20 protein-coding genes and 2 pseudogenes are annotated in these 24,982 nt (G+C 56.6%); 5 read left to right on the top strand and 17 right to left on the bottom strand.

What is annotated here, in order from left to right:
- Positions 1-47: 47 nt before the first annotated feature.
- The 4 genes from AC3IF3_RS00110 to AC3IF3_RS00095 all read left to right on the top strand — a co-directional run bounded on the left by AC3IF3_RS00110 (position 48) and on the right by AC3IF3_RS00095 (position 3,791).
- Positions 48-524, top strand: coding sequence for a MarR family winged helix-turn-helix transcriptional regulator (locus AC3IF3_RS00110; RefSeq protein ID WP_489226607.1), 477 nt, complete (start codon positions 48-50; stop codon positions 522-524).
- Positions 521-2,563 (top strand): FUSC family protein, encoded by a 2,043-nt coding sequence (locus tag AC3IF3_RS00105; RefSeq protein WP_489226605.1) that lies wholly within the window; start codon positions 521-523, stop codon positions 2,561-2,563. Before AC3IF3_RS00110 ends, AC3IF3_RS00105 begins: the two co-directional genes overlap by 4 nt.
- Entirely contained in the window at positions 2,560-2,769 is a 210-nt protein-coding gene (locus AC3IF3_RS00100) for a DUF1656 domain-containing protein (protein ID WP_489226603.1), read from the top strand. Before AC3IF3_RS00105 ends, AC3IF3_RS00100 begins: the two co-directional genes overlap by 4 nt.
- A 77-nt stretch (positions 2,770-2,846) precedes the next feature.
- A complete protein-coding gene (locus AC3IF3_RS00095) occupies positions 2,847-3,791 on the top strand; it encodes an efflux RND transporter periplasmic adaptor subunit (RefSeq protein WP_489226602.1) in 945 nt (314 codons plus the stop codon).
- Positions 3,792-4,206: 415 nt separating this feature from the next.
- On the opposite strand, the gene AC3IF3_RS00090 is transcribed toward AC3IF3_RS00095, so the two are convergent.
- The 6 genes and pseudogenes from AC3IF3_RS00090 to AC3IF3_RS00065 all read right to left on the bottom strand — a co-directional run bounded on the left by AC3IF3_RS00090 (position 4,207) and on the right by AC3IF3_RS00065 (position 10,697).
- The gene (locus tag AC3IF3_RS00090) at positions 4,207-5,268 is read right to left on the bottom strand and encodes a hypothetical protein (protein ID WP_489226601.1); all 1,062 of its coding nucleotides are present in this window, start codon (positions 5,266-5,268) and stop codon (positions 4,207-4,209) included.
- 327 nt (positions 5,269-5,595) lie between these two features.
- Positions 5,596-5,769 (bottom strand): hypothetical protein, encoded by a 174-nt coding sequence (locus AC3IF3_RS00085; protein ID WP_489226599.1) that lies wholly within the window; start codon positions 5,767-5,769, stop codon positions 5,596-5,598.
- Between the two features lie 85 nt (positions 5,770-5,854).
- Positions 5,855-6,097 (bottom strand): annotated as a pseudogene (locus AC3IF3_RS00080) (integrase core domain-containing protein); the annotation flags it as partial.
- Positions 6,098-6,640: 543 nt separating this feature from the next.
- Positions 6,641-7,489, bottom strand: coding sequence for a hypothetical protein (locus AC3IF3_RS00075; RefSeq protein ID WP_489226597.1), 849 nt, complete (start codon positions 7,487-7,489; stop codon positions 6,641-6,643).
- 297 nt (positions 7,490-7,786) lie between these two features.
- On the bottom strand, positions 7,787-8,674 hold the full coding sequence (locus tag AC3IF3_RS00070; protein ID WP_489226596.1) for a glycosyltransferase family 2 protein: 888 nt from the start codon (positions 8,672-8,674) through the stop codon (positions 7,787-7,789).
- Between the two features lies 1 nt (position 8,675).
- Positions 8,676-10,697, bottom strand: coding sequence for a glycosyltransferase WbsX family protein (locus AC3IF3_RS00065; protein ID WP_489226595.1), 2,022 nt, complete (start codon positions 10,695-10,697; stop codon positions 8,676-8,678).
- A 314-nt stretch (positions 10,698-11,011) separates the two neighbouring features.
- Between AC3IF3_RS00065 and AC3IF3_RS00060 the strand changes: the two are divergent.
- Positions 11,012-11,597, top strand: a pseudogene (locus AC3IF3_RS00060) (IS701 family transposase); the annotation flags it as partial.
- Between the two features lie 180 nt (positions 11,598-11,777).
- Here AC3IF3_RS00060 and AC3IF3_RS00055 read toward each other — a convergent pair.
- The 11 genes from AC3IF3_RS00055 to AC3IF3_RS00005 all read right to left on the bottom strand — a co-directional run.
- Entirely contained in the window at positions 11,778-12,374 is a 597-nt protein-coding gene (locus tag AC3IF3_RS00055) for an RNA-dependent RNA polymerase family protein (RefSeq protein ID WP_489226594.1), read from the bottom strand.
- A gap of 86 nt (positions 12,375-12,460) precedes the next feature.
- Entirely contained in the window at positions 12,461-13,102 is a 642-nt protein-coding gene (locus AC3IF3_RS00050) for a hypothetical protein (RefSeq protein WP_489226592.1), read from the bottom strand.
- A gap of 537 nt (positions 13,103-13,639) precedes the next feature.
- Positions 13,640-14,377 (bottom strand): rhamnan synthesis F family protein, encoded by a 738-nt coding sequence (locus tag AC3IF3_RS00045; protein ID WP_489226590.1) that lies wholly within the window; start codon positions 14,375-14,377, stop codon positions 13,640-13,642.
- A 556-nt stretch (positions 14,378-14,933) separates the two neighbouring features.
- Positions 14,934-16,031 (bottom strand): glycosyltransferase family 61 protein, encoded by a 1,098-nt coding sequence (locus AC3IF3_RS00040; RefSeq protein ID WP_489226589.1) that lies wholly within the window; start codon positions 16,029-16,031, stop codon positions 14,934-14,936.
- Positions 16,032-16,274: 243 nt separating this feature from the next.
- Positions 16,275-17,156 carry a glucose-1-phosphate thymidylyltransferase RfbA gene (gene rfbA, locus AC3IF3_RS00035; protein ID WP_489226587.1) on the bottom strand — a complete coding sequence of 294 codons (882 nt, stop codon included), beginning with the start codon at positions 17,154-17,156 and terminating at the stop codon, positions 16,275-16,277.
- A complete protein-coding gene (gene rfbD, locus AC3IF3_RS00030) occupies positions 17,153-18,058 on the bottom strand; it encodes a dTDP-4-dehydrorhamnose reductase (RefSeq protein WP_489226585.1) in 906 nt (301 codons plus the stop codon). The genes rfbA and rfbD overlap by 4 nt, the downstream gene beginning before the upstream one ends.
- On the bottom strand, positions 18,058-19,107 hold the full coding sequence (gene rfbB, locus AC3IF3_RS00025; protein ID WP_489226583.1) for a dTDP-glucose 4,6-dehydratase: 1,050 nt from the start codon (positions 19,105-19,107) through the stop codon (positions 18,058-18,060). Before rfbB ends, rfbD begins: the two co-directional genes overlap by 1 nt.
- Before the next feature lie 86 nt (positions 19,108-19,193).
- Positions 19,194-19,745 carry a dTDP-4-dehydrorhamnose 3,5-epimerase gene (rfbC, locus tag AC3IF3_RS00020; RefSeq protein WP_489226581.1) on the bottom strand — a complete coding sequence of 184 codons (552 nt, stop codon included), beginning with the start codon at positions 19,743-19,745 and terminating at the stop codon, positions 19,194-19,196.
- Positions 19,746-19,857: 112 nt separating this feature from the next.
- Complete coding sequence (locus AC3IF3_RS00015) at positions 19,858-21,726, bottom strand: tetratricopeptide repeat protein (protein ID WP_489226579.1); 1,869 nt, start codon at positions 21,724-21,726, stop codon at positions 19,858-19,860.
- A gap of 71 nt (positions 21,727-21,797) precedes the next feature.
- Complete coding sequence (locus AC3IF3_RS00010; protein ID WP_489226577.1) at positions 21,798-23,249, bottom strand: HlyD family type I secretion periplasmic adaptor subunit; 1,452 nt, start codon at positions 23,247-23,249, stop codon at positions 21,798-21,800.
- Positions 23,149-24,982, bottom strand: a 1,834-nt coding sequence (locus AC3IF3_RS00005; protein WP_489226575.1) for a peptidase domain-containing ABC transporter, incomplete at its 5' end; no start/stop codon positions are given. The genes AC3IF3_RS00005 and AC3IF3_RS00010, both read right to left, overlap by 101 nt.

The following is a 24,982-nucleotide window of genomic DNA, read 5'->3' as shown; positions in this document are numbered from 1 at the left end:
ATTCAGATCGGCTCCGTTTCGCGCATGGCTGAGAGAGGCCCGACCGCATGCCCCAGAGCCTGGACCGGCTGCGCCAAGCCTATACGCACACCCTGCTGCTGGCCGGACGGCAGTGGCGGCGCGCGGCCAACGCCGTCGTCGAGGCGCACGGCGTCTCGGACGCGACCGCGCTCCCCCTGATCCTCATCGGCCGCCTCGACGGCGAGCCCCGCCAGACAGCGTTGGCGGAGGCGGTGGGCATCGAGGGCGCTTCATTGGTGCGGCTGCTGGATCAGCTCTGCGCGGCCGGGCTGGTCGTGCGTCAGGAGGACCCGACCGACCGGCGCGCCAAGGTCCTCAGCCTCACGCCGACCGGGGAGCGGACCGTGATCCAGATGGAGGCCGAACTCACGCGGCTGCGGGAGCGGGTCTTCGCCGACGTCGACACCGCCGACCTGGAAGCCGGCCTCAGGGTCTTCCAGGCCTTTCAGAAGCACGTTCTCGCGTTTCCGGACGGCGGGGCACGGGGGGAGGGCGCGGAATGACGCTCCCCGGCTGGCGCGACTGGGCCTTCTCGATCAAGACCTGCGCGGCGGCGGTGCTGGCGCTGTACCTCGCCATGTGGATCGACCTGCCGCGGCCCTACTGGGCCCTGGGCACCGTCTACATCACCAGCCAGATGCTGGCCGGTGCGACCCGAGCCAAGGCGCTCTACCGGGTGCTCGGCACCCTGCTGGGCGCGGTCGTGAGCATCATCCTGGTGCCCAACCTCGTCGATGCGCCGGAACTCCTGACGCTCGCCATCGCGCTCTGGGTGTCCGTGTGCCTGTACGTCTCGCTGCTCGACCGCACCCCGCGCAGCTATCTGATGATGCTCGCCGGCTATACGGCAGCCCTGATCGGTTTCCCGACCGTGGGCGAGCCCGGGACGATGTTCGACACCGCGGTGGCACGCGCCGAGGAGATCACGCTCGGCATCCTCTGCGCCAGCCTCGTCAACACGATCGTGCTGCCCCAGTCCGTGGCGCCCCTGATCACCGCGCGCCTGGAGTTCTGGCTGCGGGACGCGCGCGGCTGGGTCGGCGACGTGCTCGGCCAGGCACGCCCGACGACGGACACCCAGGCCAAGCGGCTGCAGCTGGCCTCCGACGCCATCGCGTTCGACGCCCTGGCGACGCCGCTGCGCTACGACATGACCGGCGCCGAGCGCTCGGTCGACGCCATGGCGACGCTGCGCCAGCACATGCTGATGTTTCTGCCGATCGTCTCGGCGGTCGCCGACCGAATCGAGACCCTTGAACGGGAGCGGGCGGTCCCGGCCCGCGTCCGGGCGCTCCTCGACGAGATGGCCGCATGGATCGCCTCCGGGACCACCGACCCCGCCGAGGCGGCCCGGCTGCGGATTGCGGCGGACGTGGTCGACCCGGCGTTGAACGGCCGGCTGTCCTGGACGGATCTAGTGCTCGCGAGCCTCGTGGCGCGCCTGCGCGACTTCATCGACCTGCGCCAGGACGCCCGGCTCCTGCAGCGGCACATCGTCGACGGCACGCCCGTCCGGGAGGCGCTCACCTTCCGCTACACCGCCGCCGCGCGCACGATCCGCCACCGCGACCACGGCATGGCCATCCGATCCGCCGTCGGGGTGTTCGTGGTCGTCCTGCTCACCTGCGGCATCTGGATCGCGACCGGGTGGCCGGACGGGGCCGGCGCGCCGATGATGGCGGCGGTCGGCTGCTGCTTCTACGCGGCTCAGGACGATCCCGCCCCCTCCATCCTCGGCTTCGCCAACTCGGCCGTGCTGGGAGCCGTGGTCGCCGCCATCTACCTGTTCGGGGTGCTGCCGCAGGCCACGAATTTCGAGATGGTGGCGCTGGCGCTGGCGCCGGCCCTAATCTTGTGCGGGGTCTGCATGACCCAGCCGCGGACCGCGCCGATGGCGATGGGCGCGGCGGTCAACGGCTCGGCCGTGATCGCGCTCCAGAGCAGCTATACCGGCGACTTCGCCGCCTTTGCCAACGCCGCGGTGGCGATCATCGTCGGGATGTGGGTCGCGACGCTGGTCACACGCCTCGTCCGCTCCGTCGGGGCCGGCTGGTCGGCGCGGCGCCTCCGGGCCGTCAATCGCCGCAGCCTCGCCCGGGCCGCCGAGCGCAACGGCGCGCAGAGCGGGCTCGAGCTCGCGGCGATCATGCTCGACCGGGTCGGGCTGCTCGCCCCCCGCCTCGCGGCGCTGCCGCCGGAGGACGCGGAGTGGACGGCCGATCTTCTCGCTGAGGTGCGCGTCGGCATCAACGTGGTCGAGCTGCGCCGCGACCGCCGGCAGCTCTCCACGGAAGCCAGGGCCGCGGTCGAGCGCCTCCTCGCCGCCATGGCCCGCTACTACGACGGCAGCGCGGTCCGGCCCCCGGCCGAACTCCTGGCGGTCATCGATGCGGCGCTCGACAGCGCCGCGACCGAGCCGCACCGGACGGCCCATCGCGCGGCGCTCATGGCCCTCGTCGGCATCCGCCGGGGGCTGTTCCCGGACGCCCCCCCTTACCGATCAGGCCTTAAGGCCCCTCCCGAGACGGCACTGGCGGCATGACCGGCGAACTCGACATCTACGGCGTCTTCGTCCCGAGCCTCGCGGCCTGGATGCTGCTCGCCTTCGTCATCAGCCTGGCCGTCCGCCGCATCCTCGCCTGGACCGGGTTCTACCGCCTGGTCTGGCACCGGCCGCTGTTCGACCTCGCCCTCTACGTCGTGTTGCTGGGCTGCGTCGTCGCGGTCGCGCAGCCCCTGATCTCGTGACCGCGTGAGATCACACGCCCGTCACGCCATCAGCCCGTCACTCCATCACGCCCTCTCTCGCGCGCTCGGTTCCCCCTATGACACGGCTCCTCGCCCTCTCGCTCCGGCTCGCCGTCACCCTGGCGATGGTGGCCGCCGCCGCCGTCGTCGGCCTGGCCCTGTGGGACTACTACATGGAGGCGCCCTGGACCCGGGACGGCCGCGTGCGCGCCGACGTGGTCGAGGTCGCGCCCGACGTCTCCGGCCTCGTCACCCAGGTGCTGGTCGAGGACAACCAGGTGGTGAAGCGCGGCGACGTGCTGTTCAAGATCGACCCCGAGCGCTTCACCCTGGCCCTGCGGCAGGCCGACGCCATCGTCGAGGGGAAGAAGGCCACGGCCGACCAGACCGCGGCTGACTATCAGCGCTACATCAAGCTGAGCGACGCCGCCGTCTCGCAGCAGAAGGTCGAGCTGGCGCGGGCGACCGACCTCGCGGCGAAGGCGGCCTACGATCAGGCCGTGGCCGACCGCGACCTGGCCAAGCTCAACCTCGAACGCTCGGCGGTGAAGGCCTCGGTGAACGGGCGCATCACCAACATGGAGCTGCGCCCGGGTAACTACGTCAACACCGGCAGAGGCGTGATGGCGCTGGTCGACAGCGACACGCTGCGGGTCGAGGGGTACTTCGAGGAGACGAAGCTGCCGCGCATCCACATCGGAGACCGGGCGAGCATCCGCCTGATGGGCGAGGACCGGCTGATCACCGGCCGCGTCGAGAGCGTGGCCGGGGGCATCGAGGACCGGGAACGGTCCGCCGGGGCCAACCTGCTCGCCAACGTCAACCCGACCTTCGCGTGGGTGCGGTTGGCCCAGCGCATCCCCGTGCGGATCAAGCTCGATGCGGAGGCCGACATGAACCAGCTGGTCTCGGGCCGGACCGCGACGGTCTCGGTCGACGCGCCGGGCGCGACCGGCACGCTCGACCTGCTCGGAGGGTGGCGCCAGGCGATGGCCCGAGCCGACACGCGGCGGAAGCCGTGATGCGCCGCGCCCCTCGTCCTTAAGCGGCCTCGCGCGTGGGTACCGCCCAGACTTAGCGATCCAAGAAATCGCTCGCACAATCAAGCCTGGGGCGAGCACAATTATACATTCCCAAATTGCGTTGCAACAAGCCTTTATATTGTCCCTAATTTATTGATGGGTACTAAGTATATATTGGTCCATCGCAGTATCACGTCAATCTAATTTGCAACGATGAAGCTTTACTCACCTTTGGACAAATTTTTTGGCACTATAACATATTTTATCATCCGAGCATGAAAGCAACCGCGCATTTATTAATCATGCCAACAGACAAATTTGCCACAATTTACATGACATGGTTGTCTGCCGGCAAATAGAAAATTCAGATTTTGGCTATAGATTTAGATTACTTAGAATTGATAGCGCGTATTTCTCAGAGGACTCTGGCTAGTGCATCAAGCCGGGAGTGATCTGGGCCTGACGGTGTCCACGTGGGGCACAACCAGCCGCCCTCATCGAACTCGTTCCACGCGTAGGCAATGGCGCGCTTCGATGGGCAGAGAGTTGGGTTGTTGTCGATCCAATTGATGCAGGCCTGCATGTGTGCCGCAATTTCGGCGGGGGTAGCCGTCGCGAAGCTGTTGCTCATACCGACGTAAGGGCGCTGTCCCTGTCCGGCGGCCTCCCACGGTACAGGGTGCTCTATCCGCGGGCGGCGGTCCCAACCCGTCATGCACAACGGGATGACCTGCGTGTCCAGCGCTTTACGGGTGTCCCAGAGCGCCTGAACCGCATTTGCGAGATCAACGTAGGGCCCGTAAGTCGTGTTCACGCTGTAGGCGTAGTCGGAGATCGCATCGGCGCCGGCGGTGGCGACATCGGTCGCGGTCGCACTCATCAACACGACGTAGGGGTTGCCTAGTCCGGCCGCGCTGCACGCGCTGCGGAGGCCCGCGACGCTAAACGCGACCGCACTAGCGAGGCCATCGCCGTTGACCATCAGGTACAGGAGCGGACGACCCGATAGGCACGTCTCGTAATTCGGCTGCTGGAACTGTGCAACCAAAGGCGCAAAGCTTCCCGCCGCTTTCAGCTTCTCCAACGCGGTGTAGGTGTAGATCCAGCACCAGTTGATCGCGTTCTTAGAGGCGCTGGACTGAAACAAATTGAAGCCGTTGAGGAAGTCAGCGTCTGGACCCAAGCTGTCGTATGCCAAGAACGCGAAGTAGGATATCTTGCCGCCGACTGCATAGGCGATCTCGGCATCTATATGTGCCTGCTGTCCACAGATCGACAGCTGCGATGACGAAATCTGCTCGGCAAAAAACGGGGCGCGGAACTGGTATTGCGGCAAGTCCAGATTATGTTGGGCATACCAACTGTCAAGGCCCGGAACATTATCGTACCACGCATCCCAACGGATCGCACCGAAGCGGACGTTATTTGTAGTTCTAGCGAACGCACGTTCTTTAGGCAGGATAAGTGAACTGATCAAGCAGTCAGTTACACCCACGAGTGCAGCACGGCGTGTGAGAGACGACAAAAATACCATTATTTCACCTCGTTAGAAAGCGCCCCCGACCCACAATCGCAGATGTCGGAACTAGCGGTGCGGATGTGGCATACATACTACTAAGACCATATCCTAATGATCGATAAACTCAAATTTGTGCTGTGAAGCGTTGTAGCGACGCAGAAATTAAATTTAGCTTCAATCGGAATTGCCTGCGGAGCGAAAAGCGTCTTGTAAAAGCATGCTGTTTACCGGCCGCTTTCAAACGTATTTTCTAAGGTTGATCTACGATCAAGGTTCATTATTCGATTAGAAATTCGGTTGACGAAACTGGCGAAAGGTACGCCACCACGCAGCGCGCTGCCGTTCGATGTCAATCATGCCTTCTATCGATTTACCGCGAGAAACCTGCTTGGCATTATATGCGTCGCTTGGCGCTGCTTTGTACCCGGAGGCAAAGTCGGCATAGGCGTAGAAACCCACCCTGCCTCGTTAGCTGCCAGGTTCCGAATTTGCACTGGCCAAGTCCGGAATTGCTCCGTTTGTGGTCCGAGGCAGATTTAGGTTTTTAAGCTGTGACAGCTTGGTTAATGAAGGCGTCGGGTATCAAGCTGCTCGGGACCGTGTGGGGTCGATCTTCGTTGTATTGGCACCTACATCTCTCGATACGTTCTCTCGCTTGCGCCAGGGACAGGAACCACGAAGAGTTCAGGCACTTCAAATGTGGGTGGCCGTTAGAAGACTCGATGCAATTATTGTTGGTCGGCTCGTCCGAGCCGAAGAATTCAATTTCGACGCAGTTCAAGTCAGCCGACTTATTGAAGCCGTCTCGATGATTGGGATTACCCAGATTTGGGTGCTTGTTTACTTTGCGTAGGCGACGGCGGATTGACTCGAGGCGATCGCCTGAACGGCCTTCCCCACCGTGACAAGCATGCACATTCCCTTCGCCATCCCCGAGTGCCGCATCAAGCGCATCGTCGAGCAGGATCCGGACCGCCTCGTCGCTCAGATGCAGAGGCGCGGAGCGAGCGGTCGGTGTCCTGATTGCGGTGGTACCAGCCGGTCCGTCCACAGCCGCAATCACCTCCATCCCGCCGACCGGTCGCTGCGAGCATTGCGGCCAGTGCTGCGTATGGAAGTTTGACGGTTCTACTTGCAACCCGTTCTGCCAGCGGCGCACCTTCGCCTAGTCGTCGAAACTCCTTAGCCCTCGCGCTCGACGCCCGCGCCGACTGGCTGAAGCGCAGGCGCGGGTCGGTATCGCCGGCGGCGGCGGCGGCCCGGGATTTGGGAAGATGCCGCATCGAAGTTTGCAACTAAACAAGCCCCCAGGCGGACACCATAAATTCTATCAAAGCTTGATTTCAAAAGGCCGCACCTCAGCAATTCGAGTGTAATCAGACCACCATTCGGGAACAAATCTCTTAAATAGATTAAGCGCAGACGCATACGAATTAGGCGCCCAATCATATAACTTTTTTGCTTCTGGCGGAACCTCATCAAATCTTTGCTCGACGAGCAGCTCAATCTCGTAAGGTTTTGTACCATGAAAATGGACAATCTGCGCCGACGAAAGGTCACCAACGAACGGCCTGCAATTCATATTTGCGTCCAAGCGATCCCACGCGTTTGCAAAAAAATGGTTCAATGCTCCCTGATCATAATACCCGGCGTTACCATGAAAATAAAACTCGTGAGACTTCGCAAAAGCTACAAGTGCCTCGTATTTTTCTCGAAATGAAACTGTGTTCATTAGCATAACGCCACTGTTGAATACAGAGTCCACAAATCCGGGCTCAACGCCTCCTGTCCAAACTTCAGGACAGGCTGCAAAAATTTCAGGTCGCAGCCCAGTTACGGCAGGTTCGCACATAAAAATTACATCAACGTCGGTATAGAGAATATACTCATCATTAGTCTCTATATTCGGAGCTTCAAGACGCAAATAAGCACCTCTAGCTACTTGGGCATCGTACCCACCCCCGGCCTTAGATAATCCGAGATCCTCCAAGTAAGGCACCGTGGTAAAGATCACCTTCACACCATCTTGTTTCAAAAATTCCGTAAATCGATTCGGATCTCCATCGTACAAAAGATGCGGCAAAAGCCTGGTGTTAGAAACAGCCGAACGGCATGCTGCGGCGATCATTTGTCCATACCGAGGGATGCCTCTTTCATTCATCGCAAAGTACCATTTCATCACATCACTCCTAACAGCCCGGATAGTGTCAAAGAACTGATTTGAAATATTTTTATTTACATAGATCCGATCGCAATTCGTGGAACCAATGACTGAATTGCACTTTCGTTGCTCAGATTTCAGCGGTAGCGAATTCTGGCGCAAGGTTAATATGACACTCAAGCGCCCTCATGTTTATGAAGAGAGAATTATTTAGCAGAAGTCACCACAACTTGAACTCCCCAGAATAATAGTTCAGTTTATCAACCGCAACCTGCAATCGGCTGCCAAGAAGCAACTTCCCGTAAACATAATCGTCTATAATTTAAGTAGACGAGAGTTTCGTAGATATGGAAAGAAAACTCGCTCAGCAAAGCTTTTTGTTCCCGTCGAATCGACAGCATCCCAAAAGCCAGCAGGCTGTCTGCGCAAACATGGCGAAAGCGGATTTTCAGCAGGTCCAAGAGCGACCGCTTGAAAAAAACTGAGTAGCACCTGTTCGGTTTCAGGACCTGCAACCGAGCCCAGCGACCGGAAACTATTTGTCGGGTGGAGGCGATAGTTATACAATCGCTCACTATTGAAAGAGGGCTCGCAATAACGGCTGGCGTGGAGCGCAAACATCCAATCATGACAATATTTTAGGTCGTAAAATCCTCCTAATCGATTAAACAACGCACGCGTAAAAACAAAATTACCGGTTGATGACGCGATTTGTCTATTCAGAAGCGCTCGCGACACATATTTATATCGTTCGATCATTATATCAGGATCGAAGGCTACATGTTCTCCAGTGGGATCGTGAAAAAGCGCATTACCATCTTTATCTATAGGCCTAACGTTGCTGAAGGAGAACCAGCAGGACTCGCCTTTGTGGGCTTTCATAATTTTTGAAAGCCTCGAATTATCGTAGTAATCGTCAGAGTTCATTAAACTTATGATTTCTCCGTGGCCCATCCGGCACGCTAAATTAAGAGAGTACGCAGCTCCACGGTTGTAGCAATTACGCACTAGCCTAATCATCTTAAATCGACGCCCAACCTCTGCTTTCTCAACTAACGTGGACAATCGCGAAAATGTTTCATCTGAAGATGCGTCATCAACCCAACACAACTCCAAATCGCCATAGTCTTGATTGACAATTGAATAAAGGCAGTCCTCTACATAATTTTGATGGTTATAGCTTGCGACCGCAACGGTGATCATTTCAACCTCGGCTCACTGAGGTAAACGATGGTGCAGAGTAAAGCTGTCCGTTAATTAACTGAATCATTTGGACGGAGTATCGCCCCGGTATCATTGACGACATATTTAAATGCAAGTTATAGCCGTAATAACAACTTGCTGGTTTTAAATCGAACGCATGATACTCGGCCACATCGACCCTTTGTAACCAAGAATACACAGCAGCGTGAAAATATACACGAGGATCAGACTCGCTACTTAGAACAAGGTAAGCAATCCTCTCAAATGAATGTTCTTCATGCGGTCGCATCATGACCCATCCGCCAAATTCCCACGATTCGTCGGGGCCGAATCTAACTATATTTTCGGTTTTTTTCGGCGCCGAATTATCAATGATCAAGCATCCCCCGTCAAGAATAGGTGCCGTGTTTAATTCTCTCAGTATCTCAGGAAGCCCGCGCTTTAGGTTGATAGGTCTGCTTGCTCTCTCTTTTGCCATAATTTGAGCAACCATTTGGACTTCTCTAGAGAAGTTTGCAAGCTGCTCGGCCGCGCCTTTTGGAGCTAAACTAGACACAAGCGCAAATTTAGCGGCATCTGACGGTCCCACTACATAGTCGCCTCTAACACTGCGAACCGCTTCCAAGTAAGACCGCCCAAAGACACGATCTGGTTCGAGCATTGCACCTTCACCCCACTCATTCCACGAGTTGATAAACAGCATTTTTTTCCCCGCGGGGAGCTGTTGCGCCTGCTCTAAACTAAACCGAAGCCATACCTTGAACGCCTCCGGAGTACTGTTAGTGAAAATGTGAGACTTTGATCCTTTTCGAGGCGTATTGTCCCAACGCGGCATTACTCCTGGAAAGGTCAATTTTTTTCCGAGTTTTCGCCCGGCAGCTTCGACAACAACTTGACGGTAATCAAATATTTTTCCTTGGAAATTCTCACGCACTTGAATTTTTGAAGTGACTTCGTTTGCGACTGCAGTATGAGGCGGGAAATCGACTATCGCATCTACACTGCTTGCCGCTTCATCTTGCAATCCGAATGATCGAACTGCTGCTACAAACAACCCATCAAATCCTGCTTTTATTGCGGCTGCTCGCCACGCAGTAATCGTCGCATCTGCATCATTCATTATATCTAAACGATATATAAGTATTAGCGGGCAGCCATTAATCTTTATGTAACGATCATCTTTAAAAAATGGCAGTAAATCATCTATGATACTTTTATCAATCTCAGGATTATGATCTTGTTTAACAAGTAAATCTACTTCGTCCTCGCTTCCGTCCCACCGTCGTGACCATGACTCATTTGCCCAGCAGAGGCAAAAATCGGTCGATGGTTGGCCGGACGATAGAATCTCATCGAGAACGTGTTGCATCAACCTTTGGCCAGAAAACCAGTAGTAATAATAGCAAAATCCATCTATTCCATACTCAGCCGCTAAATCGCCCTGTTTCTTTCGCGTTTCCTCAACTCTCAAATCGTAAAATCCAAGATCTGCGGGTGTAAGTGGCATTCGGTGGTCGGCATGTTGCGGTAAAGCATCTATTACGTTTGACCACTCAGTAAAGCCAGACCCCCACCATCTTTCGTTTTCAGGGAACGGGTAGAATTGCGGTAGATAGAAAGCAATGGTTCGAACTCTGTTTTCGTCGAAATTCCTTTTTTCGTACTCCCCACTCAGAATTTTTCCGGGATTTTCTTGCGACACCACAACATCTAAATAATGTAAAAGATCTTCACCATTTAGTTCTAACTCATCTATCCGATGATAATTTTCTTCTTGGTCTTGCTTCGCGAGAAATATTAGACTATGCGCTCTAGAAAAAAAGCCTTCCCCCTCGCTTGCTATGTAGGCCTGTACTGCAGCAAGAAGCGGTCTGCGGCAAAAAGATGTACTTAAATTTAGTATGCGCCGGTCACCTGATGCCTTTTTCCATGCTTCGAGAGGGCGATTTGCAATCTCCAGACCATCAAGCTGTAGGAGAGCATGCCCACGGTCGCCAAGCTGAGCTAAATCCAATTCCAGCATGATGGGCTTGTACTCCTGCGCAGGTTTATTCTAGGCCCTTCATCTAACCCAACCTCTCATGTGTGGCCAGCGCTTCCCAGCTTATCCAATAACGATTTTCGCGTTGAACTGGCTGTCTGGACGCGACACGTCCCTGGCATCGGCAAGGACCCGATGGATGCGCATGATAAGGCTTAGGCTGTGTCGTTCTTAGCACTACTTTGGCAGATTTAGGGAACGCTGGAGGTTTTTTTAGGATTCGCCTGCCACGGCCATGAGCGTGGGTGCTCGCGATGTCAGGTGCTGGTGGATGACGTGAGGATCTTGACCGGTGGCTGCTGCCGTTCCTTGCGGGACTGTCGCATCCGACGCGTCGGGCTATGTGCCCGCTCTACGTGAGCGGTCTGATTGGCTTGGGTGACCGCGAGAGCGTCCAGCCGATGGCAGCGCGGGCCGAGGGTGTGCCCTATGATCGGCTGCACCACTTCATCGCCGCCGGGATCTGGGATGGGGCTCCGCTTCAGCGGGCTCTTCTCGGCGAGGCCGATCGCCTCGTCGGTGGTGCGGATGCGATCCTGGCCATCGACGACACCGCTTTGCCGAAGAAGGGCAACCGCTCGGTTGCGGTCGCACCGCAATACGCCACGACGCTGGGCAAGACCGCCAACCGCCAGACACTGGTGTCGCTCACGCTGGCGCGTGGCGAAGTGCCCGTAGCAGTCGGCTTGGCGCTGTTCCTGCCCGAGACCTGGACGGGCGACCCGGATCGGATGGTATCGGCCGGCGTACCCGAGGGGCTTGCGCGCGGCCCGCACCAAACTGGAGATCGGGGTTGCGGAGATCGACCGGGTTCGGGAGGCTGGCGTGCGCTTCGGCTGCGTGCTGGCCGATGCAGGGTATGGGTCCGCCCCGTTCCGACGGGCGAAGCCGACATCCAGACCGTCGTCGATACCGCCCGCCTCACAGGCTGCAGTCCCTTCGGCACCATCCTCTAAACCGTCCGCACCTGAACCCCGCAATCACACGGCTTCCCGGTAGGGACGCTTCTTGCGGAGCGCCCCCCGGACAGATCCGTACTTGCGGGATTCCCGCATACGGCTCCTACCTCGGGTGTTTGACGGCGAAGCGGACGTTGGGCCAGGGATGACGGATGCAGGGTGGTGGGAGCCAGTCGCCGAACAGCCTCACCATGCGGTCCCACGTGACCGCGTCCTTCTGGCTGCGCCGTCGAAGCGTGCGTCGCCAGAGGTCGCCCACCCAATGCCGGAACGCCGAGAGCGCCCGGCTGTTGGTCGGAACCGCATAATAGGCAAAGTGGCCGGTGACCACCTGCTTCAGCCAAGCTCTCGGGATCGCGATCGGCTGATGCATGCGTCGCCGAAGCTCCTCCTTCAGCTCCCTGAGCTTGGCACGTCTCCGATCGGCCCGGGTGATCCTCCTGAGGAGGAAGTGCCCCTTACGGCACCGGCCGCAGATGTGCGTGGACCCGAGGAAGTCGAAGGTCTCCGGTTTGGTCAGGCCCCGGCTCGATCGGCGTGCAGCCGCGTGGCTGCCGAACTCGATCAGTCGGGTCTTGTCCGGATTGAGCTTCAGGGCGAACACTTCCAACCGCGCCTGCATCGCCTGCTGGAAGCGGCGGGGATCGTCCTCCCGTTCGAAGCCGACGATCTGGTCGTCGGCATAGCACACCACGATCATCGCGCCCCGGGCCTCCCGCCGTTTCCAGCGCTCGACTCAGAGATCGAAGACGTAGTGCAGGTAGACATTGCCCAGGAGCGGCGAGATCACCGATCCTTACCCCGTCCCCCTATCGTCGACGGTGACGATCCCGTCCTCCAGCACCCCGCCTTCATCCATCTCTGGAGCAGGCGGAAGATGCGCCGGTCACCGATGCGGTGCTCCAGGAAGCGGATCATCCATCTCTGGTCGATCGCCCCAAAGAAGTTCTCCACGTCGGCGTCCAGGATGTGGTTCACCTTGCGCTTATCGATTGCCACCGCCAGAGCGTCGAGCGCATCGTGCGGTCCCCGTCCGGGTCGGAACCCGTAGGAAAACCCGAGGAAGTCCTCCTCGTAGATGGCGCTCAGCACCATGGCGGTCGCACCCTGGACGATCTTGTCCTCCAGCGCAGCGATCGCCAGCGGCCGCTGCCGGCCGCCCGCCCTCAGTATATTATACGTCCGGCGGGACGGTTGCGGGCGGTAGCTTTCCCCATGGACCCGATCGTGGAGATCAGCGAGCCGAAGCTCGATCCTAACCTCGTAGTCCTCCCATGCCAGGCCATCCACGCCCGCGGCGGCCCGACGCTTGAGCGCCAGGAACGCCGCCCGGAGCAAGTCGACGTCGATCGGGCGCAGGAGAGTGGTGAAGCGTTCCGTTCTCCCATGCTTCGCTGCTTGCCGTACGCGTTCCAGCGCCTGTGTCACGCCAGCTCGGCCATGGGTCCGGAGCGTGCTTTGCCGATTCGCTTTCCCCTCGGTTCCCGGCCTTTGCTCCACCGGCTCCACCCCCGGCTGCCCGAGTTTGTTCGTCGGCTTTTCAGCGACTCAGCCGGAATCAGACTTCTCCCGATCGTTCATCGGCGGCTTCGGCTCCTCGCCTCCCCGCCACGGACCGATCCACCACGACCGCCATCGGCTGATCGGAAGATCTCCCGGTTCACGAACACGGAACGTCCGCACATGCCATGGTCAGCGACCACGCCGGGCCGGACAGGCACTCGCGATGACGCGCCTGTCCATGACGCCTTCCGACAACCCAACGTCGTCGATACCCGGGAGATGTAACTTTCGTGGCTCGATAGCTGGCCTGTGCGCTCCCCTGCCGACGCTTCGCTGACGCCCTCACGGACGCCAACGCACGGCTCAGGGCCGATGCGCTTCGCTACACCTTCATCGTGACGGACTTCCACCATATATATCCCGTGCCGGTTTCCCGACGCACTGCGTGATTACACTACAGATCTATTTTATTCCAATCGAAGGATCAATAATACAGTGATGAAAACAGTTTCGAGCGGAAACGACACCAATCAAACGCTCTATCGCATGGTGCATAGTACCGTCGATTTGCCCTTGCTCTTTTGGAAAGTGACTGTATTTCCATGGAAATGATAAGACTTGACAAATAGCTTTAGGACGCGCCCAAAACATTCCACCCGTAGGAAATTTCACGTCGCTGAAATCTATCACAATACCATTAAGCAAACCCCAATCCCTAGCAATTTCGTAATTGCCCAACCAATGATGCGCCCAAACAGGCAATGAGGCGAATTGATTGGGGTATACAAGACCGCAATTAACATCAACCTCAAACATCTTGATAATGGCCCTGATTAGGCTTGGACTACCAATAATGTTATTCGTAAGATAGCTTTCCCATCCGGCAAAACTAGTGGTATGCAACGACTTCTTAGTATGAACATGGCACAATAGATCGTAGTTTTGCAACTGTTTGCCAAATTCTACAAGAAAAGGCGCAAAATTTCTTCCGATATTTGGCGTAATAGCAATAACGCATCTGGCGCTTTCACATAACTTTTCGGCTTCGCTTGCAACAAAATTTGCCAAATTCTCGTCCGGCGTTGTAACATACAAGTCATAAGCCACCGGCACATTGCCAATTTTTTTTAGCAATGTGCGACAAACATCATCGTAGTACATGTGCGCAACGATCGCTATTTTGGGCGAGCCTGTGAACATAGAGGTACAAGCTCCTTACTTATAAATAAACGTGCCACTGGAAATAATATACGAAGCAAAGCTCAGAAGGCACGTCAAATCCATAAGCACAATTATATCGAAAAGAAATTTGTACTTACACCTCGAAGAGTACATTGTTAGTAATCCTCGATAGTCGTGCACCTTACCATCGCGAGCCAAAAGCAGATTCTAAACACTTTTGTATGCTTTTCTTGGTCAGCGTTGCTGTAGGACAACCACTACAAATTGCCTCGCGGATTTTGTAATATAAGTAACAAATAGATTCCGGTTTTTGTCCCCTCAAAATGTCTAAGGAATTAAAGTTAATTCGGCGCATAACTGCACTACAACGCAACAGGGCCGCGCCAGTCTAAATAAAAATCTTAGGACGAAGCAAGCGCTTACGCTATGCTATATACATATTCCATTAAACAATGAAGTTGTAGTCAGCCGGCGATAATATTTCGCCACCCAGATCTTAATGTCTGAGATTTTGGTAATGATATATTTGAGATAACGTCATCAACGAGATCTCAAGTCAACCTCAACAGCCAAACTATAAGGCCCGGACAAATTCGATCAGATCAATGAATTCTTGATTATTATCGAAAAAATCGCTATCATGAATATTATAGTAAGTCCAATCACATCCCGCAAGCGCGCAAATATTCCTAACCCAAATTCCGCTCATCAGTGGCGACATAATTTCACATACCTTTGTTCCTGGCCGACAATAGATAGTGTTGGCAAATCCCGCCCCCGAAAATCCTGTTATAAAAGATGCTTCTCTAAATATAGATATCTGCTCTCTAACTGAATGACACGCGGGCTCAATGAGAATGTAACCGTTGGAGGCAAATGCCGCTTCAACTTTGTCAACCCCGGGAAATTTTCTTTTCTCGTCAGATTTTCTGCTAATGCAGATCTTTAGACCGCTTCCCCGCGGCTCGCCAAGCTCAAGTAGTTGAATTTCACGCATTAAAGAAAGATTTGAATTAGGGTTGTGAAGATAATGATCCATACACGATGACCACATTACATTCTTAACAAGATATATATCGTCAGTAAGCTCATCGTACGACGACAGTCCTATTAACTCCAAATGATCAGCCTGCCAAGATTTGAGCGGCGGAAATAGAAATTTATGCTCCTTAGCAGCTTTCAAATGCATGAAAGCCGCCACCGCCGGCAAGCAATCGAGTAGCCAATGACCATAATTCCTTGTTCCGCCCCATGGACAGCAGACTAGCCCTTTTTCAATTGCTCGGATCCCTCTGGGCGGGCGAAAGACAGGTTGTCCGGATGAATTGTCAACAAATGGTAGCTTGGTTATATCATCTTTCAAATAGTAACTTGCTTCTGCGAAAGAAAACCGCATTAGGCTACCGTCTTCACTTATCAAAACACCATACTTTGGTAAGTAATAAATATTTAAATCTCTAAAGATATGCAAATCACCTCGACGTATGTCGTCATTTTCTATTCGGCTGAGACGATTCCCTCCACCTGGTGAGATTGGTCGTCCAGGGTGGCAAAAAGTCGGCGTAAGACTGCCTTTTAAGGCTACATATCGTGCAGCGCTGCTAATTGTTTCATTGAACTCTGAAAGAATGTCGATTTTTTTTAGTCGCTCCAGTTCGTTAACAATTCGCATTTCAATCCTCCGATCCAAATCGGCTAACAGTAGCTGTACTAGTACAGCAACATACACCAAATTCGATCACATTTACGTGAGATTGATTATGATCGAAATTGTTGGTTAGGCGCTGACGTATCAGGCATGACCTTATTGAACTTATTTATTTTATTTGCAGTCCGAAGATCATCTGAGAGCCTGCACATATCTAGATTTATCACATTATTAGCTTTTTGTTATATATTTTTCGATTTAATATTTTTAACTATAAAAATTGTGATCCAGTGCAAGCTTTAGTAGGTTCTGGCCGTAATTGGTCTTGGCGAACATCTCGCCGCGGGCCACCAGCTGCTCGCGGGTGATGAAGTTCTGAAGATAGGCGATCTCCTCCAGGCAGGCGACCTGAAGCCCCTGGCGGTGCTGGAGGGTGCGGACGAACTCGCTCGCCTCCAGGAGGCTGTCGTGGGTCCCCGTGTCGAGCCAGGCATAGCCGCGGGACATGCGCTCCACGTGCAGCTGCCCGCGCTCGAGATAGACCTCGTTGACGCTGGTGATCTCCAGCTCGCCGCGGGGCGAGGGCTTCACGTCGGCGGCGATGTCGAGGACCTGGTTGTCGTAGAAATACAGGCCGGTCACCGCCCAGGTCGAATCCGGGTTCTGCGGCTTCTCGACGATCCGGGTCGGGCGCCCGGTCTTGTCGAGGCTGACCACGCCGTAGGCCTGGGGATTGTCCACGTGGTAGGCGAAGACCGTGGCCCCCTGCTTGCGCGCCGCGGCCCGCGCCAGCAACGCGCCCATGCCGGCGCCGAAGAACAGGTTGTCGCCGAGGATCAGCGCCACGTCGTCGGTGCCGACGAACTCGCGGCCGATCACGAAGGCCTGGGCGAGGCCCTCCGGCCGGGGCTGCAGGGCATAGGAGAATCGCAGGCCGAACTGCTCGCCAGTGCCGAACAGGCGCTTGTAATTGTCGAGGTGTTCCGGCGACGAGATGATCAGGATCTCGCGGATGCCGGCGAGCATCAGCACCGAGACCGGATAGTAGATCATCGGCTTGTCGTAGACCGGCAGGAGCTGCTTGTTGATCGACAGCGTGGCCGGGTGCAGCCGCGTGCCGGATCCGCCGGCCAGAACGATGCCCTTCATGGCTTGGATACTCCCTCGCGAGCCGGCCCGACGAGCCGGTCCAGGATGTCGTCGAGCGCCGCCTGCCAGGGCCGCGGGGCGATGCCGTAGGCGGCCGTGAGGCTGTCGGTGGACAGGCGCGAATTGGCCGGCCGCCGGGCCGGGGTCGGATAGGCGGCGGTCGGGATGCCCTCGACCGGGATGGAGCGGCCGCCGCGCCGGGCCCCGCCGGCGACGATCGCCTCGGCGAAGCCGCGCCACGTCGTGTCGCCCGCGTTGACGCAGTGGAACGTGCCGGTGGGCGCCTGCGCGTCGGTCGCCATGCGCTGCGCGATCGTGGCCAGGGCGGCGGCGAGGTCGGCCGCGGAGGTCGGGCAGCCGTGCTGGTCGTCGACCACCGTCAGGGCGTCGCGCTCGCCAGCGAGCCGCAGCATCGTCTTGACGAAGTTACCCCGGTGCGGGCTCACCACCCAGGCGGTCCGGACGATGGCGTGGCGCGGGTTGGCGGTGCGCACCGCGAGCTCGCCCGCGGCCTTGCTGGCCCCGTAGACGCTCTGCGGGTCGATGGGTGCGTCGGGGGCGTAGGCCCCGTCTGGCTTCGTGCCGGCGAAGACGTAGTCGGTCGAGACATGGACGAGGGGGATCTTGCGCTCGGCCGTCGCCGCCGCCAGGATCGCCGGGGCCAGCGCGTTGAGGCGCCACGACGCCACAACCTCGGACTCGGCCTTGTCGACCGCGGTGTAGGCGGCGGTGTTGATCACCACCCGGTACGCGCAGCTGTCGAGCGCCGCCGCCACGGCCGCCGGGTCGGTGATGTCGAGTTCGGTGCGGCTCGGCGCGTGCACCGACACGCCGTCCGGCCAGGCCAGGGCCTGCAGCTCGGTGCCGACCTGGCCGCCACCGCCGAGAACGAGGACCCCCATCAGGTGTTCAGCCCCAGGCGCTCGCCCTTGTAGCGGCCCTCGCGGATCGGGCGCCACCAGCTCTCGTTGTCGAGGTACCAGGCGACGGTCGCTTCGAGCGCCTGCTCGAAGGTCTTCTGGGGGCGCCAGCCGAGCTCGGTCTCGGCCTTGGTGCAGTCGATGGCATAGCGCCGGTCATGGCCCGGGCGGTCGGCGACGAAGCTGATCAGCTTCTCGTGCGGGGCGTTCTCCGGGCGCAGACGGTCGAAGGCCGCGCAGAGCGCCTTCACCACCGCCAGGTTGTTGCGCACCGCCCGGCCGCCGAGCAGGTAGGTCTGTCCGACCCGGCCGCGCTCCAGCACGGCGACGAGGCCCCTGGCGTGGTCCTCGACGTGGATCCAGTCGCGCTCGTTCTGACCGTCGCCGTAGACCGGCAGTGCCTTGCCCTCCAGGGCATTGAGGATCATCAGCGGGATCAGCTTCTCGGGGAAGTGACGCGGCCCGTAATTGTTGGAGCAGTTGGTCACCAGCACCGGCAGGCCGTAGGTCTCGTGCCAGGCCCGCGCCAGGTGATCGGAGGCCGCCTTCGAGGCCGAGTACGGCGAGCGCGGGTCGTAGCGGCTCTCCTCGGTGAAGAACGCATCCGGCGGCAGCGAGCCGTAGACCTCGTCGGTGGAGACGTGGAGGAACCGGAAGCTCTTTTTGTCCGCCTCCGGCAGGGATTCATAATACCCGCGGGCCCCGTCCAGCATCGTCTGGGTGCCGATCACGTTGGTGCGCACGAAGGCGCCCGGATCGGTGATCGAGCGGTCGACGTGGCTCTCGGCAGCGAGGTGCATCACGGCCTGGGGGCGGAACTCGGCCAACGCCGTCTGCACGGCGGCGCGGTCGCAGATATCGGCCTCGACCCAGCGGTGGCGCGGGTTGTCGGCGAGCGGCGCCAGGGAGATTGGATTGGCCGCATAGGTCATCGCGTCGAAGGTGCAGACCTCGTGGCCGAGATCCTCGACGAGGTGCAGCACCAGCGCCGAGCCGATGAAGCCGCAGCCTCCGGTCACCAGGATGCGCATGGCGGATTACCTCCTCGGACGGGTCGGAAACGGGATGGCGGGGCAGCAGAAGGCTGCGCGCCGTGACAAAATTACGGCTTGGCCGGTCAAAAGGCGCGCCCGAGCTCGGTGAGCCGGGGGGCGCGGCGGTCCTTGTCGGACAGGATCGCACCATCGCCCGAGACCGGCCACGGGATCCCGATCTCGGGATCGTTCCAGGCGAGCGACCGGTCGTGCTCGGGGCTGTAATAGTCGTCGACCTTGTAGGCGACCATCACGTCGGGCGTGAGGGTGCAGAAGCCGTGGGCGAAGCCGTGCGGGATGAAGAGCTGCGTGCCCGTCTTGGCGTCGAGGGTCACGGCTACGAACCTGCCGAAGGTCGGCGAGGCGCTGCGGATATCGACCGCCACGTCCAGGATTGCGCCCTGCAGCACGCGGATGAGCTTGGCTTGGGCGCGCGGGGCGATCTGGAAGTGCAGGCCGCGGATCGTGCCCTGCGGGGCCGAGAAGGACTGATTGTCCTGAACGAAGGTGTTGGCGATGCCGGCCCGCCCCAGCGCGTCCACCCGGAACGTCTCGGAGAACCAGCCGCGCGCATCGCCCAGGCGCTTGGGCACGATGCGCTTCACGTCCGGGATCTCGGTCTCGATGACCTGCATGTAAACAACCTGCCTAATATTTCCGCAAGCACTATCCAACCGAAGGCGAGGCAAACAGAAGAAGCTTTTTAGTAACGATTTAGATGATTCCGAAAGCCAAGAACGAAGTAGATTAATGAATTTTGTCTAACTCAACAGTTGTATTACCCGGGATATGACGAGATGACTGCTTGCCAAACTTTTCAAGAGCTGCTTTTGCTTGATCTAGACCATGAGCAGCTGCAGAAATCAAATACTGGGAAGCTCGATCGACGTCCTGAGCAGCACCGTAGCCATTCAGCATCATGATCCCGGCGTTATATTGCGCAACGATGTGACCAAGCTCGGCGCCTCGGATATAATACCGAAGTCCCCGAGAAAGATCGTCCGAATCACGATTGCGCTTGCAATAAAATACGCCCAGCTCAAAATTAGCAATTGGATCACCTAATTCAGACGCTCTCGACAGCAAACGTTCGGCTTCCAGAACGTTGTTCGTCAAATGCCGGCCGTGAAGTAATTCAATCGCCAAGAGAGTCATTGCGCGCGCTGACCCCGCAGCAGCCGCAAATTTCAAAACGTCCAGTGCAGCTACGACCGCAGCGTCGAACTTTATAGTAGCAAACGAGCTAGACAGAACAAACTCCGCCGCGCCCAAATGCCCTTTAGACAGCGCACTTTTTAGTAGCGCGACAGCACGGTCAGGCGCCTCTCCTTTTTGCTCCGCGATCAATAATCGAGCGAGGGCAACTTCCCCTTCAACATCGTTCTGTTTTACGGCAAGTTCGAAGAATTCAACCGCAGAAGCTGTATCATGAGAACCAGCCATCCCAGAGCCAAGCAGATGAGCTAGTCGGACCTGGGCTTGCGGCAAGCCGCCACTCGCAGCAACCCTAAGCCACTCAATAGCTTTATTTACATCCTGATCCACCCCTTCGCCCGTTTCATAGAAAACTCCCGTATTGAGAGCCGCCGCCAAATGGCCACCATTAGCACTCATTTCAAAATAACGCGCGGCGTGCACCAAGTCCTTCGGAATACCCTCACCTCGAGCGAAAAGACATCCGATCTGAAACTGCGCCTCCACATGCCCCGCATCAGCCGCGCGGCGAAACCAATCAGCTGCCTCTCGAAGATCCAATCTTAGCTTCTCACCACGACTGTATAAACACCCAAGGACGAAAGAAGCCTCGACATGACCCATCTTAGCTGCAGATCGGAAATATTCAGCAGCACGCTCTATTTCCCCTTGGTTTTCGCTTCGCTGAATTAACACGACCCCCATCTCATAGGCTGCTCCGCTGTGCTTGCGCGCAGCCGCAAACACTAGATATCCCTCAGCTTTTTCTTTATCCGATTCAGACTGTGGACTTACGCGAAGCGCAATCCCCAATTGAAATGCCGCGGATACATTGCCTAAATCTGCCGCTTTTTGCAACCAATGTTTGCGCTGAAGCAAATCGAATTCGCCCAACCTGTCGTCACCGAACAACTCAGCCAACCCAAGCGCAGCTTGACCTATGTCTTGACCAACCGCTAACATAAGCCAATGCCGGGCCTCGCTAGGCGAAGACTCACATCCAATACCTTTCAATAACAGCCAGCCAACATTGGCTTGAGCTTCCGGCTTGCCTGCTTCAGCTGATCGGCGGAGCCAGATATACGCGTGATCATTATTCTTATTGATCGACAACCCACGCGGGAAAACAATTTCACTTGCTAACCCACCCCTTTGAAGCGAGGCCTCCGCCCACCGAGCAGATAAGCCAGTACACCACTCGAGCTCATGATCAGCCAAAAGGGCAACACCTAATTCAAATTGTGCATCCCGATGCCCTGCTTCGGCGGCTATCTCAAACCACCGTACTGCTTCACTTCCGGTCCGAGTACACCCCAAGCCCTGACTGTAGCTCAGGCCAAGCCGGTAAATTGCTTCAACATGCCCTAAGCGTGCAGCGGCCGCGATGTAGCGGTGCGCCGACGCAGCACGTCCCAGCCGCATGAGTCGATTTGACCTGAAAAACCGGAAATGAGCCCAAAGCTGACGTACCCAATCGACGAAACCATGAAATCTCATGGCTCCCGCATAGCCTCGTTCACGCCATATGTTGCTCCACCGACCAGATATCCAAGAACAGACCGCTGCCCTATATGAATGTCTGCGTTCAATGTCATACCTGGGATAAGCCGAAAAGTGGCCGGCACACGAACAAAGCGCATCTCACCAATAACGACACGAGCTTTATAAAAAGGCTCCACTGGCTTACCATCTTCATCAAGCGAGAATGCCCCCTCACTTATCCAACTCAATTTTCCTAATGCTAGACCATGCTCAACAAACGGGAAGGCGTCTATTTTGATAGACACATTGTCGCCAGCTCGCACAAATCCAATCTCTCTTGCTGAAATATTCAGTTCAGCCTCGATCGGCGAATTCTCGGCCACAATCGTGAGTAGTGTCTCGCCTTCTTTCAGCACCGATCCTACCGAGACTTTGGCGCGGGTCAGGACAATCGCATCCTCGGGCGCGATGAGCCTCACCAAATCCTTGTGTCGCGCCGCTTTGGCTAGTTGCGCTACAACAGTATCGCGCGTGCCCTGAGCGGCCACCAAATCCTGACTACTTGTAGACATCCACTGCTGAACAAAAGCGTCCCGGTCGGCCGTTAGCGACGCAATCTGGTGACGTGCCTCCACCAGGCTGTTCTGTCCATCTTCCATCATCCTTAGCATTTCCAGTCGAGAGTCGCTAGCAGTAAGCAAGTTAAGTAAACTGCCCGCCTGTTTTTCAACGAGTGTCTGACGCATTCCCTCAATCTGTTGCGAAATTTTTTCCCGCTCTTTATATCGCGCTTCGCTACCCTGAAGACGTTGAATGGTAGCCTGTGTCTGTGCAATCTTCTGATCATAGCTGAATATTTGTGATTTGAGCTGAGATGCGCGCTGCTCATAAAGGTTTTTCTGCAAAATGGCATACTGATCCTTCAGCGGGTCGACTGTCTTCGGAGCATACATCACCCCCTGCTGCTCCGCTTTTGCCCGAGCGATCTGCGCATCCAGGCTCATAAGTTGCTGCTCAAGCTGCACCACGTCAGCCTCCGCGAACGTCGGATCAAGTGTCGCTAGCAACTGTCCTTTCGTAACGCGATCACCCTCACGGACGTCCAGAGATTTAATTAGCGAGTTGTCGAGTGCTTGAAATAAAATTGCGCCTTTGGCAGGAACGATCCTGCCGCGGTCACTAGTAACGACACGATCTACGCGCGCGACGGCAGCGAACGCGATACATATCAACAGGACGCCTGTCGCGATCCAGACAGTGACGCGCAGAATGATTGGTTCTGGCGCCTCTCGTACCTCATCAATTTCGGATTGAAAACGCCGAAGATCGAGGTCGACTGAATTTTTTCTCATGACAACCCTTCTAACTCGCAATCCGCAGTTTGGGATCAGCGCGGCGTGTCGAAGCATTTTGCTGATTCCACAGGTCTCGATAAATATCGCATCGATCCAGAAGTTCAGCATGCTTCCCAATATCGTGCACTCGTCCGCGCTCCAATACAAGAATTGCGTCTGAAGATACCAGCGACGACAAACGATGAGATATTACGATTACTGTACGACCTTCCGCGATGCGTTTTAAGTTAGCGTTCACAATCGCTTCACTGTCTGGATCGAGAGCACTCGTAGCCTCGTCAAGAATAAGAATGCGAGGATTTGTGATAAGTGCGCGCGCAATTGCTATACGCTGCCTCTGACCGCCAGAAAGATTAGTAGAGCCTTCATTAACATAAGTATCATAACCGCTCGGAAGCCGATCGATAAATTCTTCGGCCCCGGCCATTCTTGCTGCTCTGACCACTTCGTCGAAAGTTGCATCTGCCTTTGCTGCGGCAATATTATCTCGAATCGATCCAGCGAATAAGAAATTATCTTGCAAAACCACTCCGAGGCTTCCGCGAAGGTGGTCCAATGCATATTCCCGAACGTCTATCCCGTCGATCTTTATGAGGCCATCATAGTCTGAATGGAGGCGCTGCAGCAGCCGTGTCACGGTTGTTTTACCTGAGCCGCTCCGACCCATTATTCCTAGAGTACTCCCGGCCGGCACCTCAAATGACACCTGATCTAATGCTGGACTTGTTGCGCCGCGGTACTGAAAACGTACCGATGAGAATTCGAGCTTGCCGGTTAGTGGCTGGCGGACCCCTTGTCCTGATCGCATATCTTCAGGAGCGTTGTTTATCATTGAGCTTACAAGATGGACGGAAGACTTTGCTTCCTCATACTGCTCAACTAATTGTGCCATTTGCCGCATAGGGCCGACGACTCTTTGGCTTAATAAGAGAAACATAAATATTTCAGCGACAGCTGCAGAATTATTTGACTCCAGTGCCGCATAGACACCAACTGCAAGTGTTCCGGATATCATGAAGCGTTCGACAGGCAAAATGGCTGATTGAATTAGATTTGCCAGGTAACCTTCTTTGGTGCGCAGGCTCGCGCTACGTGCCACATGAACCTCATATTGGTGGATTTGGCGGGACTCTAAGGCCAGTGATTTGATCGTTCGGATTCCTTGAAGGGTCTGAACAATAAAGGAGCCGCGGATCCCCTCCGCCGCAATTAGAGCGCTCGAGCGCCGACTCGCGGCAGGCAGCATTGCCATCGTCCAGGCCACAATTAAAGCGCAGCATACGAGGACAATTAGCGTGAGAAGAGGGCTATAGATAAACATCACCGGAATAAATATGATAAGACAAATACTATCTAACATTGTTCCGAGCAGCTGATTGCTCAGAAATACACGGATTTTTTGAGCCTCGTACATGTTTCTCGCGATTAGACCGACCGGTGTAGTCTCAAATAGCTCCACTGGCTGCCGCAATACGCGCTCAAATATAAGGGTTGATAGCTTTACGTCAACGCGGGTCGTAAGGTGAAGCAGTAGAGCACGCCGCGACGCTGAGAACACTGTCTCGAACACGATACATAGCGCCAAAGCTAAGCAAAGCACTGCGAAGGTACTCATGGCATGATGTGTAATCACCCGATCCGTCATCAGACGGAAGAATAGAATTGGCACTAAGGATAGCAGACTTAGAGCGACGGCTGAAACTATAATGTCTCTAAGTATACGTCGCTCGCGAAAGATTAGCGAGGAAATTAATCCAATGCCAAACGGCTGCTCCTCGTCCTTGATACTATAATCTCGCTTTAGGAGAAGAGTTTCTCCGCCCCATGTCTCTTCCAGCCGC

Source organism: Methylobacterium sp. J-118 (genome assembly GCF_057836565.1).
The sequence above is the reverse complement of the archived record's forward strand: the minus strand, read 5'-3'. Positions and strand labels throughout refer to the sequence as shown.